The following is a 13,122-nucleotide window of genomic DNA, read 5'->3' on the forward strand; positions in this document are numbered from 1 at the left end:
TTCTCAGTATATTGTGGCAATTGCAAATAAATGTACATAGACTTGCTCACAATTATCTAGTAAACCATTCTCATGATGCATACGCTTAAGAAGATACCCATAATTTTGAATAGCCCTGAGTGCTTGTTCGGTTACTTCCAGTTGATGCTTACATAAAAAGTTTTCCATCTGCCCCTTTGTTAATTCAAATGGAAGACGTCCTAATTGTTTACTAAAATAAAACAGCATTATTTGCCACTCGCTCGTAAACAAAGGGATAGCTGCTCCTTCTTTCACTGGAATACCAATGTATGGTGGCAGAGCAGTAAGAGAAAGATTTAATTCATAGCAATTACGTAAAAATGGATCTTGTGCCCCCTTCTTGCTATGTAAAAGACGACTATGCGCAAATTGCCTACAAGTCTGTTTATAGAGCTGCCAATAGCGTTGAAATTCTTCTGGGGTAATACGTTGAGGTCTATAAAAAGGGAAATGTTGTAGATCGACCGAAATTTTCTGTACTTTACCTATGAAAGTATGCCCATGAACATGAAGAAGATTCGTCCAATAAACAAACTGGGCTGTCACCGGGTTGTACGTCAATAAATATGGTAAATCCGTTGTCGTTATAAACGCCTTTTGCAAGAGTGGAGAGATTCTAATTTTTCTGATGCCGTTGACAGCTTCTTTGCCTTGCGGAGTTTGAAAAAGCCAAATTGCTTGTATATCGTTTCTTTCATAGCCCATTGTTCGTTGGTGCCATTTTTCATGAGAGATAGTACTACATTGAAATTCAACTGCAAACTGCTCCTTATCGAGTGTAACAAGCAAATCTGGGCGCTGAGAAAGCTCCTTTAAATATGGTTCTAGTTTCACCTGATGTCCATGCTTTTGGAGCCACTCATATAATTGCACTTTACCTTGTAAATGTATTTTAGATTCACCTTCTGCGAACAGCTGTGAACATTGATTTTTTGTGAAGTGAGCAAAGTGGGGAATATTATAGTTACCTATTTTCAATTGAACTTGTTCTAAACATTGAGGGCAATAAAATTTCATTTGCCGCCTATATCGCTGTAAAGCTTTCCTCGTATATTGATATGGGAGAAATAGTTGCTGTTGATTGTTATAGGCAATCAGCATAGTATCAGCTCCTTTTTAGCCAACTATAATAGAATGGATTTTCACTAACAAAAATAAAGCACCTTTTTCTTGAAATTTTAAAAATGCGCTCTTATTCAAGCTCTTTGATGCTGAAAACATAAAAAAGGACTGTAGCGAAACTCGATTCATTTACGAGTTTCACTACAGTCTAAAATAATTAGTATTTCATTGCCTATGCAAAGTATTTTCGAACTGTTTCAAAGCAATTGAATTCCATAATCTTTTCACCGTACTCCTCTAGACGATGAATTGTAAAATTGGATGGTGTTAAAAATTCCTTGATAACTGCATTTCTATCATGACGATTTAAATCCTCATCTGCGTTTCCGAAATCAACAACTAGATAGTACCAATTTTCATATTTGAATAATGAGGAATCCACTAATTCGTCTGTCATTCGTTTTGCGACAGGGATTAACTCATCAATATCTTTAAATTTATAAACATAAATGTCTGTATCCATAAATAATTCTGACTCATCCATGTCACCAAATTGAGTTAGTTGGCTAAGAAGATCCTCTCCAACTTCATCGAATGGTGCAAACATATCTTTGTGTTCATCAAAATTCGAATGACCATCTAATGTTTCACCGTCTTTTAAAATATGTGCACGTGTGACAATGATTTCTAAGCCTACTTCAGATGCATTGATATGAATCCAAATCGGACCCTCTACATCAAAATAATCCTCCGTGTTTACTTCATCAATCATATCCCAAAAAAGTTGTTCACCCTTTGCTCGATTGTACCAAATTTCTTCACGACTATAGCCGCGATCCTCTATATCATTGTACGTAATAAAGAGCTTGAGTGTATTTTCATTTACACGTTCGATGTCCACTAGACCTCATCTCCCTTCACTGTCATATGTCGAAAAACAGTTTGTTTCATTAGTATGCTTTTATTCTTTGTTTTTAACCTTCATACTGCATTTGTTTTTCAACCTTTGACCACACTACAGTAAAACCATCGAGTAACCGTAAACATGAATTTTTGTGTTCACAGTTGTCTCTAACTCTATTGTATGCTGTTCTGTCATAAAATGAAAAGGATATACACCGTTTCACAGAAGATATTTGAATTATTGAAATTGTAGTAAACTATTTAACTTAAATCAAGTTTAACATACTTTTACGGAAATATATGACTTTTCCCTATTAATTATTATACTTCATATAGAAGGTTTTACAGAAGTAAAACATAAAAAAAAGATGTCACAACATGTATTCCACATCTGTAACATCTATTACATATATTATTCAGAATAGAAAGGTTTAATTCACCATTCGTTGCGCTTCTTGTAATTGATATGCTCGAACTTTTCGAGGTAAGAAACGACGAATTTCATCTTCATTGTAGCCAACCTGCAGACGTTTTTCATCTAAAATGATTGGTCTACGTAGTAAGCCAGGATATTCCTGAATTAATTCATATAAACGTTGTAATGGTAAGCTTTCAACATCCACATTTAATTTTTGGAATATTTTAGAACGAGTGGAAATGATTTCATCAGTTCCATCTTCTGTCATTCGTAAAATTTTTTTTATTTCACTTATGCTAAGCGGTTCAGAAAATATATTACGTTCTGTATATGGAATTTCGTGCTCCTCTAACCAAGCTTTTGCTTTACGACAAGAGGTACAACTTGGTGATGTAAATAGGGTTACGATCATTCTGACACATCCTTTCATTTAAAAATCATTATCTATAAACCAGAACCAATGTGTTAAATTAGAATTAATGTAATGTAAAATACACAGTACCATTATACAGTACTCAGCTGTATTTGAATATAGTTCCAATAAAAAAATCTGAACCTATCCATAAATATTCTGTCTATTCATACAGCTTTCAAATATGATGTATTTTCTTCAAACTTATGTGCTACTACTACCATTCCCATTTTTAAAGCATTTTAAACATCTAAACAGATATCTCAGTTGTTCTCATTTAAGAAAAATAATCGAGAAAATTGTCAATCCCATGTGTACATCCAAACAATTTTTTAATAAAAAATTATAAATTTATAACAAAATTACATAACAAAAAAAGCATATAATTTTTTCTAGAAAAAAAACACCGTCAAAAGTCTGACTTTACACAAAGGAATCTTTATAATATAATTCTTTGCAATCAAATCAATTTGAACAATTTAAATTGAGAAAAACGCTGACGAAGAGTAGTACATATGCTAATTCACGTATAGAGAGTCTGTGGTTGCTGTAAACAGATCGTGGATGCATGTGGAATGGACTTCCGAGTTAGCTTTGTGAACGCTACTTGAAGCTATTAGCAAAGCTCGTCCCTTCACGTTACGAAGCTGAGTGGCCTTTTTAGGCAAGCTGGGTGGTACCGCGGATTCAAACATCATTCGTCCCTTCATTAGAAAAAATCTAATGAGGACGCATGATGTTTTTTTGTCTTCATCACCAAGTTGAAAGGTGAAGACAACGCTGTGACACAAGTTACAGCAATTGAATTCGAGGAGGAATTTTTTAATGACAACTATTTTTTCTGGCGTACAGCCTACAGGTATCGTAACATTAGGGAACTATTTAGGAGCATTCAAGCAGTTCCCGGCACTACAAGATGAAGGAAACGCTATTTATTGTATCGTTGATCAACATGCCATCACTGTTGCACAAGATCCTAAAGAATTACGAGAAAGTATTCGTAAGCTTGCTGCTACCTACATTGCTACTGGCATTGACCCTAAAAAATCGACATTATTTATTCAATCAGAGGTGCCAGCGCATGCTCAGGCAGGATGGATGTTACAATGTGTTGCGTCTATCGGTGAGCTAGAACGTATGACACAATTCAAAGATAAATCACATGGTAAGGAAAGCGTATCTGCTGCTCTTTTAACATATCCACCGCTAATGGCTGCAGACATTCTACTTTATAACACAAATATTGTCCCTGTCGGCGATGATCAGAAGCAGCATATTGAGCTAACTCGTGACCTTGCAGAACGCTTTAACAAACGCTTTGGCGATGTTTTAACAATTCCTGAAATTCAATTACCTAAAGCTGGCGCACGCATTAAATCCTTACAAGAGCCAACAAAGAAAATGAGTAAATCAGATCCAAATACGAAAGCGACAATTCGCTTATTAGATACTGCGAAAGACATTGAGAAAAAAATTAAATCAGCTGTAACTGACTCTGACGGCATCGTTGCATTTGATGTGGAAAATAAACCAGGTGTTTCAAATTTATTGACAATCGAATCAGCTATTTCAGGGGTAGCCGTTAAAGATTTAGTCAAAAAATATGAGGGAATTGGTTATGGTGGATTCAAGCAGGGTGTAGCAACAGCAGTAATTGAACACCTAACACCTATTCAAGAGAAATTCTATCATCTAGTAGAATCATCAGAATTAGATGTCATTCTAGATGAAGGTGCTGAAAAGGCGAATGCGATTGCTAGTGCTACATTAAAACGTATGGAAGATGCTATGGGTCTTGGTCGCGCACGTCGCTAAACTTACGGCTTGTCTGAGGATCGATCAAAGCCCAAATCAAGCACAACTGCGCAGATGATGATACAGGCTCCTACCGCCATATAAAATTCTGTTGTTTGAAAAATAAATTTGAAAACAACCTTCCATGAATAACCTAGTGTGCGGTAATTTAAATACAATATGAGATTCCCTACAGAGAGGATCATTAAGCCATAACTTACTAAAAATAAAAAGAGACGAAACATAGTAAGGGCATCCTTTCTATTTCTTCTTACTTATCATTTATTCACAAAACTATAAAAAAAGACGTCAGCCATTTAAATTTGGCTGACGTTTTTTTATGTTTATCTATTATGCTTCATATTTTTTGAATAGGAGACTTGCATTATGACCACCAAAACCAAGAGAATTACTCATTGCATATTGAATATTTGCTTCTCTTGCTTCGTTTGGAACATAATCTAAATCACATTCAGGATCAGGATCTTTTAAATTGATTGTAGGTGGTAAAATCCCCTCTTTAAGAGCTAATGCTGTGAAAATAGCTTCCACACCACCTGCTGCTCCTAATAAGTGACCCGTCATAGATTTTGTTGAGCTCATTGCAAGGTTATACGCATGATCACCAAAAGCAGTTTTCACAGCTTGTGTTTCGAATAAATCGTTATATGGCGTACTTGTACCATGGGCATTAATATAATCAACTTGTGATGGCTCTACGCCACCATCTGTTAATGCTTGCGTCATCGCACGTGCTGCACCTTCACCCTCTGGAGCTGGAGCCGTAATGTGATGCGCATCCCCAGTTGCACCATAACCTAAAACTTCAGCATAGATTTTGGCACCACGAGCTTTTGCATGTTCATATTCTTCTAAAATGACAATACCCGCTCCTTCTCCGATAATAAAGCCATCTCGGTTTTTATCGAATGGGCGACATGCAGCTTGTGGATCTTGATTTAATGATAGTGCTGTATTGGCACAAAAACCTGCAACCGCCATTGTTACGATTGGTGATTCAGCACCACCAGAAATCATAACATCAGCATCTCCACGCTCAATTACTTTAAAGGCATCACCAATAGAGTTTGTGCCTGAAGCACATGCCGTTACAGAACAAGAATTTATCCCCTTTGCACCAAAGTGAATAGAGACTTGGCCCGATGCCATATCAGGAATCATCATTGGGATAAAGAAAGGACTAACACGTCTTGCGCCACGCTCTTGGAATGTTAAAAATTGTTGTTCATATGTTTCCATCCCACCGATACCAGAACCAATCCATACACCTGCTCGTGGAGCTAGCTCTTCATCAATTGTTAGCTGTGCATCTTCCATTGCCATAATAGAAGCCGCTAATGCGTATTGTGTGAAGCGATCCATTTTACGTGCTTCTTTACGATCAATGTATTTTTCAATATCAAAGTCCTTTACTTCTGCGGCGATTTTTGCGGCAAAAAGATCTTTATTTAAACGTGTCAGCTCACCAATGCCAGATTTACCAGCTTTAATGTTTGCCCATGTTTCTTCGATGCTATTTCCTAGTGGTGTAACTGCGCCAATTCCTGTAATTACTACTCGTCTTTTACTCATTGTCTTACTCCCCTCAAGCATTTTTCCTACTTATTTTCCCCATCTCATGGCTACGGCACCCCATGTTAAGCCGCCACCAAAACCTACAAGGACTAATAAATCATCCTCTTTAATCTTACCTGCTTCGAGCTCATCTACCAAGGAAATACCAATAGATGCTGCTGAAGTATTTCCGTATTTATGAATCGTTTTTGACATTTTTTCTGGTGGTAGCTCTAAACGCTCACGTGCAGATTCCATAATACGTATATTTGCCTGATGTGGCACTAGGAAATCAACGTCTTCTTTTGTTAATCCCGCTTTCTCTAATACATTAACAGCCGATTCACCCATTTGTCGAACAGCAAATTTAAACACTTCACGACCATTCATCGCAATTGTATCTTGCTTCGTTAAATAAAGATTCTTTCCGCCTGTACCATCTGCACCAAGTTCAAAGGATAGAATACCTCTACCTTCAGAGACTTGCCCAATGATAGCTGCACTGGCACCATCGCCAAATAATACAGCTGTATTGCGATCTTCCCAATCAACGACTTTAGACAGCTTTTCAACACCTACTACTAAGACATATTTATAAGCATTTGCCTCAACAAAGTGCTTTGCTGTCACTAAACTATATATAAATCCTGCACATGCTGCTGCTTGATCCATTGCTGCAGCATTTACTGCTCCGATTTGTTCCTGAATCATACAAGCTACACTTGGAAAAGTTTGATCCTGTGTGACAGTTGCTACAAGAATTAAACCAATTTCCTCAGGCGTAATACCCGCATTTGCAATAGCTTCTTTTGCAGCAGCTACTGCCAAATCTGAAGTTTCCTGATCATCTGCCGCAAAATGACGTTCTTCAATGCCTGTTCGAGTACGAATCCATTCATCAGAAGTATCCATGATTTTTTCCAAATCAAAATTTGTAACGACCTTCTCAGGAACATATTTGCCTATTCCTATAATACCAGCGTTCATATAGCAACCCCTCAGCTTTCTTACTATCAATTATTAGTAACTGGTCATAATTATAACGCATATAAAAGGAATGACGCAATATGATTTAAAATTTATGCGGCTGAGGGTAGTGTTCTTTGAATATAGAAGTGAAGAATTTTATGGAATGAGGTTATTCTGTTTAGAGCTTTATCTATCGTACTTTGTTGAGCTTGTTCATTATTTTTCAAAGCACCTTGCATCATGTATGAGCGGTGTTCTTCCCTTTTGGATCACTTTTCACCCGCTTAGGAGCGCATTCCCCTATTTCAGAGCTGTTCCTAAATACTTTACATTACTAAACATAAAATACTAAATCTCATATTTGTTGTGACAAAATCGCCATGTTTCACATAAATGGTTCATTTTTTTTTGATTTATGTTATGATATGATAATGAATATGAGTAAAACCTTATGATGAAAAAAGTTCGGTTGAGGTGAAATTAATGCAATATATCGTAACGTTCATATGGTCATTCCTACTAGTTTCTATGTTAAACTACGTAGTCAGCTCTGTACTTGGTGTACCATTTGATTTCAAAACTGGGGCAATCGTTTCTGTTGTATTCTCCATCCTTATCTTTATTATTGGAGCAATCATTCCAAACGACCCTACACCAGAAGCTGCAGACCATCATTAATTCAGCTAGAAAAAACCTGTTCAGCTTCATGCCGAACAGGTTTTTTCTGTTATTTTTCCACAACACATTGACCCTCATGCATTTTCACATGCAACGTCTCCCCTGGTAAAACTTCTCCGCGTAATAGTTCTTTAGCAACGGCTGTTTCGATATGTCGCTGTACAAAGCGTTTTAGTGGTCTTGCTCCAAATTGGGCATCTGCACCTTGCTCTACTACCCAATCAATGACTTCTTGCTCGACAGATAAAGTAATTTCTTGCTCTGCGACACGTTTAATCAATTGCTCCACATACTTCCAGGCAATCGCAGTAAAATGTTTAGTAGATAATGCATGGAAGAAGATGATATCATCCATTCTGTTTAATAGCTCAGGTTTAAAATGTTGTCGTAGGGCTGACATGACTAAGTCCTCCACAGCCGCATCATTTTCCTTTGCCTCCATTAAATAACTTGATCCGATATTCGAAGTTAAAATGACTACTGTATTTGTAAAATTCACCATTCGTCCCTGACTATCTGTAATGCGCCCATCATCTAAAATTTGCAATAAAATGTTCGCCACATCAGGATGAGCTTTTTCAATCTCGTCTAGTAGCACCACAGAATAAGGATTTCGGCGAACTGCTTCCGTTAGTTGTCCACCTTCCTCATAGCCCACATAGCCTGGAGGAGCCCCAACAAGTCGAGACACACTATGTTTCTCCATGTATTCACTCATATCAATCCGAATAAAGTGATCTTCTGAATCAAATAACTGTGCAGCAAGTGCCTTGGTAAGTTCTGTTTTACCTACACCAGTTGGACCTAAAAATAAAAAGCTACCAATAGGTCGGTGTGGATCTTTGATACCTGCACGTGCACGCCATACCGCTTCTGTCACTAATTGAACTGCTGTATCTTGTCCAACCACACGTTCATGTAATGTATCCTTTAAACGTAATAGTTTTTCACGCTCACCCTCTACTAATTTTGTTACAGGGATTCCTGTCCAACGTGAAACAATTGCAGCGATTTCATCTGCTGTTACCTCTTCACGTAAAATACGAGATTCTGCACCGTTCTCTAATTCCTTTTCAAGTACCTGAATGTCTTTTTCAAGTGTTGGAATTTTACCATGACGTAATTCAGCAGCTTTATTTAGATCATATTTACTTTCTGCCTCATCTAGATCACGACGATATTTATCCAATGTTTCACGTTTTTTCTGAATATCGTGTAGTTTTTCTTTTTCTGCTTCCCATTGTTGTCGCATGCCCTTAGATGATTCTTTTAACTTAGTTAATTCTTCGCGTAATTGCTCCAGACGTTTTTTACTTGCCTCGTCCTTTTCCTTACGCAATGCCTGTTCCTCAATTTCAAGCTGCATAATACGACGTGTGACTGCGTCTAATTCCTGTGGCATTGAATCAATTTCTGTACGAATCATTGCACAAGCCTCATCAATTAAATCAATGGCCTTATCAGGTAAAAATCGTTCTGTAATATAGCGATTGGATAGTTCTGCTGCCGCAACAATTGCTCTGTCATGAATACGTACTGCGTGATGTAATTCAAAGCGTTCCTTTAAACCACGTAAAATGGATACCGTATCCTCTATAGATGGCTCACGTACTAGTACTTGCTGGAATCGACGTTCTAAGGCAGGATCCTTTTCAATGTACATACGATATTCGTCTAAGGTAGTAGCACCAATACAGTGTAATTCACCACGTGCTAGCATAGGTTTTAGCATATTTCCTGCATCCATAGCGCCATCTGTTTTTCCTGCACCTACGATCGTATGAATTTCATCAATAAATAGAATGATTTGTCCTTCTGATTCTTTTACTTCTTTTAGCACACCTTTTAAGCGTTCTTCAAATTGTCCACGATAACTTGCACCAGCGATTAACGCACTCATATCTAATTCATATAATACACATTCTTTCAAGCCTTCTGGTACATCACCTTTAACAATACGCTGTGCTAAACCTTCCACAATTGCCGTTTTACCAACTCCTGGTTCACCGATTAATACAGGATTATTTTTCGTTTTACGTGTTAGAATACGAATTACATTTCGAATTTCTTCATCACGCCCGATAACAGGATCCATCTTGCCGTTTTTTACTTCTTCAATTAAATTGCGCCCAAATTGTTCTAATGGTTTTTTATTGTCTGTTTGTTGAAATTGCATAGCTAGCACTCCTTTTTTTCATATTTCTCATTATTTATATACCCATTCTTATTCATTAAAAAAGTTTGACCTTTTTTGACTAACTTTATTTTACATCACTCGACAATGCTTAGCAAAGAAATCGTCCTAAAATTTTTTCACTTATTATGGAAGTTTACGTTATAATAATGGTATGTTTCTATGTTTTAGTATCGAAATCCACTATCCTTTTGTAATAATCGCCATTTATTACAAAAAGAAAGCGATGTGTTGGAGATATGGTTTTAATGGATAATATGTTTGAAAAAATTAAAGAACTTTTTCAAAACCACGGTGTTTTTATCAAAGTGAATAAAGGAAATAAAATTTTTCTAGAGGGTGAACGGGCAAAAGAAATTTATTACATCCAATCAGGTGTTATTTCGATTAGCCAAGAATCCGAGACGGGTAAGGAATTAACCATTCGTATTTGTGGCCCTGACAGCATAATAGGAGAAGGTTCGTTATTTTGTAATCTCGTCTATAATTCAATGACTGCCAAAGTTTTAGAACCCTCTACGTTGTATGTTTTGAGTCGTAAATCTTTGGAGCATTTACTAGAAGAGCAGCCGACAGTTATGGTGGAATACATGAAGTGGCTACAAACAGAAAACTTAAAGCATCAGAGTCGTTTGCGCGATTTAGTGTTAAACGGTAAAAAAGGTGCTCTATTTTCAACGCTCATTCGGCTGTCCAATACGTATGGTAAACCTGTAGAAAATGACTCGATTTTTATTGATTTTCAGCTAACAAATACAGAAATTGCAAATCTGTGTGCGACAAGTCGGGAAATGATTAATCGTATGCTGAATGATTTAAAAAAACATGAGATTATCACTTTTGATAAAGGATTTATTACCATTCATGATTTACAATTTTTAAAAAATGAAATTGCCTGTGAAAATTGTCCATTACAAATATGCCGTATCGATTAGTTTCGTTACAAGCAAAAACCCTGCTTATTGAAAAATAAGCAGGGTTTTAAATAAGCCATTTTAACGTACGCCCAATGCCATTTTGGCATAGCGTGACATTTTATCTTTCGACCAAGGCGGATTCCATACAATATTAACATTTGTACTTTTCACTTCTGGAAGTTCACCTAACGCCGTATTCACTTGATCCACAATGACTGGACCAAGTGGACAGCCCATAGATGTTAGTGTCATCGTAACAGTTGCAACACCTTCATCATCTAATTCCACATCATATACTAAACCTAAGTTGACAATATCAATGCCAAGCTCAGGATCAATTACGTTTTCTAAAGCACCTAACATGCTATCTTTCATATCCTGATCCATTCGTATTTCTCCTTCCATCATAGTGTTAACCTTATCATAGCAGATGCACCCTGTTATGCCAAATGCTGTGCAAGCCATGCTGTAGCTGCTAGCATACCGTCACGTGGTACAGCATGTCCAGCCCTTTTGTTAACCATGAACTTTAAATATTCAGGGTTTGCTTCATAGTATTCCCGTAATGTTTCATAAAATTTATACGTTTCGTGAAAAGGAACTGTTTTATCTAATTCTCCATGCCAAAAGAATACAGGGCGACCCGCGAATTTTTCTGGTGTTAAACTGACATCATATTTAGCAAGGGCTTCATTAATTTTTTCTACGTCTTCCTCTGACATCGGCCAGTTAACTCCGCTTTTAGCAAATTGTTGCAATTGGTATTCACCCAATTTTATAAAACCAGGTGCACCCATGCATATTGCAGCTGTTTGTATCCAATCATAAAGTTTCAGACAGCCTGATGTCACGATGCCACCCATTGAAGTGCCTCCTATGCCAATTTTATGACTAGCTAATAAATTTTTATTCTTTAATTCATCATATAATTGTTGAACTTCATGAATAGAATTTAAAACAATGTCCCAAAAATTTAAATTCATTTGCATTTCTGTTAGGCCTTCGCTACGCTCACCATGAAATTTTGCATCTGGCAATAGGACACGCACCCCTTTATGCACCAATTGGTATGCATAGTGTAAGTTATGTTCTTTTGCACTCATAAAACCATGCAAAAAAATGACTACCGGGGTTTCTTCATTCATATTGTCTGTATGTATATGTAATAAAGGAATATTTCCCCACACTTCTTTTTCTACAAACATTATTGTCACTCCCAACTATTCTCTCATCTTTATGTTAGCAAACTTTTTTCACTGTGACAAAATTTTGACGAATGTAAGACAAAGAGATACTATTCAAACTATAGGAAAGGGGCAACGAGCTATGAAACCGCATTTAATCGTATTAGACTTAGATGGAACTTTATTAACAGATCAACAGCAAATTTCTGCAAAAACGAAAAAAACATTATTGCAGGCTAAGGAACAAGGGCATCAAGTGATGATTGCGACGGGACGTCCATACCGTGCAAGCGATCTTTATTATCATGAACTTGGGCTCACTACACCCATTGTTAATTTTAATGGCGCATATGTGCATCATCCTAAAAATGTCTCTTGGCAACATATGCACACACCAATTGATTTAAGTGTCGTACATGATGTCGTTGATTCTATTAACAGTTATGAATACGAAAATATTATCGCTGAGGTAAAAGATGATATTTATGTCCACACAGAAGACGATCGTATTTTAAATATTTTTAATATGGGAAATCCAAGAATTACACTTGGCGATTTATACACACATCTCTTGGAAAATCCCACAAGTTTGCTGATTCAGGCAAATGAAGCAAATTCGGTAATTATACGTGATCATTTACAGGCAGTGCATGCTGAGGTCATTGAGCATCGTCGATGGGGCGCGCCACTTCATATTATTGAAATTGTGCGTCGCGGCTTAAATAAAGCTGTGGGTATTGCACATGTGGCAAAAGATTTAGGTATTCCTCGTGAGCGCATCATCGCATTTGGTGATGAAGACAATGATTTAGAAATGATCGAATATGCTGGACTTGGTGTAGCGATGGGGAACGGTATTTCAAGTCTTAAAAACATTGCCAATGAAATTACGACAACGAATAATGATGATGGAATTGCAAAAATACTCATTGAACGCTTGAAATTATCATAGTTAAGTAGTAAGTTCAAGTTAACATTCCATTTTTACCAGTTTA

General features: G+C 36.9%; 13 protein-coding genes and 1 other annotated feature. Of the genes, 4 read left to right on the forward strand and 9 right to left on the reverse strand.

The window, feature by feature from the left end; genetic code table 11:
- Positions 1 to 3: 3 nt before the first annotated feature.
- The 3 genes from ACMGGO_RS19050 to spxA all read right to left on the reverse strand — a co-directional run bounded on the left by ACMGGO_RS19050 (position 4) and on the right by spxA (position 2,813).
- A complete protein-coding gene (locus tag ACMGGO_RS19050; protein ID WP_420282130.1) occupies positions 4 to 1,122 on the reverse strand; it encodes a competence protein CoiA in 1,119 nt (372 codons plus the stop codon).
- A gap of 193 nt (positions 1,123 to 1,315) precedes the next feature.
- A complete protein-coding gene (mecA, locus tag ACMGGO_RS19055) occupies positions 1,316 to 1,984 on the reverse strand; it encodes an adaptor protein MecA (RefSeq protein ID WP_004227456.1) in 669 nt (222 codons plus the stop codon).
- Between the two features lie 433 nt (positions 1,985 to 2,417).
- On the reverse strand, positions 2,418 to 2,813 hold the full coding sequence (gene spxA / locus ACMGGO_RS19060) for a transcriptional regulator SpxA (RefSeq protein WP_025116803.1): 396 nt from the start codon (positions 2,811 to 2,813) through the stop codon (positions 2,418 to 2,420).
- 490 nt (positions 2,814 to 3,303) lie between these two features.
- Positions 3,304 to 3,525, forward strand: a binding site (T-box leader).
- A 116-nt stretch (positions 3,526 to 3,641) separates the two neighbouring features.
- Between spxA and trpS the strand changes: the two genes are divergently transcribed.
- Positions 3,642 to 4,631, forward strand: coding sequence for a tryptophan--tRNA ligase (trpS, locus tag ACMGGO_RS19065; RefSeq protein WP_420282131.1), 990 nt, complete (start codon positions 3,642 to 3,644; stop codon positions 4,629 to 4,631).
- A 2-nt stretch (positions 4,632 to 4,633) separates the two neighbouring features.
- Here trpS and ACMGGO_RS19070 read toward each other — a convergent pair whose 3' ends face one another.
- The 3 genes from ACMGGO_RS19070 to ACMGGO_RS19080 form a co-directional block, all read right to left on the reverse strand.
- Positions 4,634 to 4,855: a hypothetical protein gene (locus ACMGGO_RS19070; protein WP_016994330.1), complete on the reverse strand. Its 222-nt coding sequence runs from the start codon at positions 4,853 to 4,855 to the stop codon at positions 4,634 to 4,636.
- A gap of 106 nt (positions 4,856 to 4,961) precedes the next feature.
- The gene (gene fabF, locus ACMGGO_RS19075) at positions 4,962 to 6,203 is read right to left on the reverse strand and encodes a beta-ketoacyl-ACP synthase II (protein WP_048392031.1); all 1,242 of its coding nucleotides are present in this window, start codon (positions 6,201 to 6,203) and stop codon (positions 4,962 to 4,964) included.
- A 30-nt stretch (positions 6,204 to 6,233) separates the two neighbouring features.
- Complete coding sequence (locus ACMGGO_RS19080; protein WP_048392032.1) at positions 6,234 to 7,172, reverse strand: beta-ketoacyl-ACP synthase III; 939 nt, start codon at positions 7,170 to 7,172, stop codon at positions 6,234 to 6,236.
- A 465-nt stretch (positions 7,173 to 7,637) separates the two neighbouring features.
- Between ACMGGO_RS19080 and ACMGGO_RS19085 the strand changes: the two genes are divergently transcribed.
- A complete protein-coding gene (locus tag ACMGGO_RS19085; RefSeq protein WP_004227469.1) occupies positions 7,638 to 7,832 on the forward strand; it encodes a YjzD family protein in 195 nt (64 codons plus the stop codon).
- Between the two features lie 49 nt (positions 7,833 to 7,881).
- On the opposite strand, the gene ACMGGO_RS19090 is transcribed toward ACMGGO_RS19085, so the two are convergent.
- Positions 7,882 to 10,008, reverse strand: coding sequence for an ATP-dependent Clp protease ATP-binding subunit (locus ACMGGO_RS19090; RefSeq protein ID WP_131522073.1), 2,127 nt, complete (start codon positions 10,006 to 10,008; stop codon positions 7,882 to 7,884).
- A gap of 266 nt (positions 10,009 to 10,274) precedes the next feature.
- Between ACMGGO_RS19090 and ACMGGO_RS19095 the strand changes: the two genes are divergently transcribed.
- Positions 10,275 to 10,961 carry a Crp/Fnr family transcriptional regulator gene (locus ACMGGO_RS19095; RefSeq protein ID WP_048392033.1) on the forward strand — a complete coding sequence of 229 codons (687 nt, stop codon included), beginning with the start codon at positions 10,275 to 10,277 and terminating at the stop codon, positions 10,959 to 10,961.
- Between the two features lie 60 nt (positions 10,962 to 11,021).
- On the opposite strand, the gene ACMGGO_RS19100 is transcribed toward ACMGGO_RS19095, so the two are convergent.
- Positions 11,022 to 11,330: a metal-sulfur cluster assembly factor gene (locus ACMGGO_RS19100; protein ID WP_004227477.1), complete on the reverse strand. Its 309-nt coding sequence runs from the start codon at positions 11,328 to 11,330 to the stop codon at positions 11,022 to 11,024.
- 53 nt (positions 11,331 to 11,383) lie between these two features.
- The gene (locus ACMGGO_RS19105; protein WP_066036275.1) at positions 11,384 to 12,148 is read right to left on the reverse strand and encodes a prolyl oligopeptidase family serine peptidase; all 765 of its coding nucleotides are present in this window, start codon (positions 12,146 to 12,148) and stop codon (positions 11,384 to 11,386) included.
- A gap of 121 nt (positions 12,149 to 12,269) precedes the next feature.
- Here ACMGGO_RS19105 and ACMGGO_RS19110 point away from each other — a divergent pair, with 121 nt between their 5' ends.
- Entirely contained in the window at positions 12,270 to 13,079 is an 810-nt protein-coding gene (locus tag ACMGGO_RS19110; RefSeq protein ID WP_131522075.1) for a Cof-type HAD-IIB family hydrolase, read from the forward strand.
- The last annotated feature ends 43 nt before the right edge of the window (positions 13,080 to 13,122 follow it).

Source organism: Lysinibacillus sp. BNK-21 (assembly GCF_048684915.1).
GTDB classification, from domain to species: Bacteria; Bacillota; Bacilli; order Bacillales_A; family Planococcaceae; genus Lysinibacillus; species Lysinibacillus capsici.

What these genes read in the sequence shown, in the direction of transcription:
- fabF (WP_048392031.1), bottom strand. Translation starts at nt 6,203, where the DNA reads ATGAGTAAAAGACGAGTAGTAATTACAGGAATTGGCGCAGTTACACCA.
- ACMGGO_RS19085 (WP_004227469.1), top strand. Translation starts at nt 7,638, where the DNA reads ATGCAATATATCGTAACGTTCATATGGTCATTCCTACTAGTTTCTATG.
- ACMGGO_RS19070 (WP_016994330.1), bottom strand. Translation starts at nt 4,855, where the DNA reads ATGTTTCGTCTCTTTTTATTTTTAGTAAGTTATGGCTTAATGATCCTC.
- ACMGGO_RS19090 (WP_131522073.1), bottom strand. Translation starts at nt 10,008, where the DNA reads ATGCAATTTCAACAAACAGACAATAAAAAACCATTAGAACAATTTGGG.
- ACMGGO_RS19110 (WP_131522075.1), top strand. Translation starts at nt 12,270, where the DNA reads ATGAAACCGCATTTAATCGTATTAGACTTAGATGGAACTTTATTAACA.
- ACMGGO_RS19050 (WP_420282130.1), bottom strand. Translation starts at nt 1,122, where the DNA reads ATGCTGATTGCCTATAACAATCAACAGCAACTATTTCTCCCATATCAA.
- ACMGGO_RS19100 (WP_004227477.1), bottom strand. Translation starts at nt 11,330, where the DNA reads ATGGATCAGGATATGAAAGATAGCATGTTAGGTGCTTTAGAAAACGTA.
- trpS (WP_420282131.1), top strand. Translation starts at nt 3,642, where the DNA reads ATGACAACTATTTTTTCTGGCGTACAGCCTACAGGTATCGTAACATTA.
- ACMGGO_RS19105 (WP_066036275.1), bottom strand. Translation starts at nt 12,148, where the DNA reads ATGTTTGTAGAAAAAGAAGTGTGGGGAAATATTCCTTTATTACATATA.
- ACMGGO_RS19095 (WP_048392033.1), top strand. Translation starts at nt 10,275, where the DNA reads ATGGATAATATGTTTGAAAAAATTAAAGAACTTTTTCAAAACCACGGT.
- ACMGGO_RS19080 (WP_048392032.1), bottom strand. Translation starts at nt 7,172, where the DNA reads ATGAACGCTGGTATTATAGGAATAGGCAAATATGTTCCTGAGAAGGTC.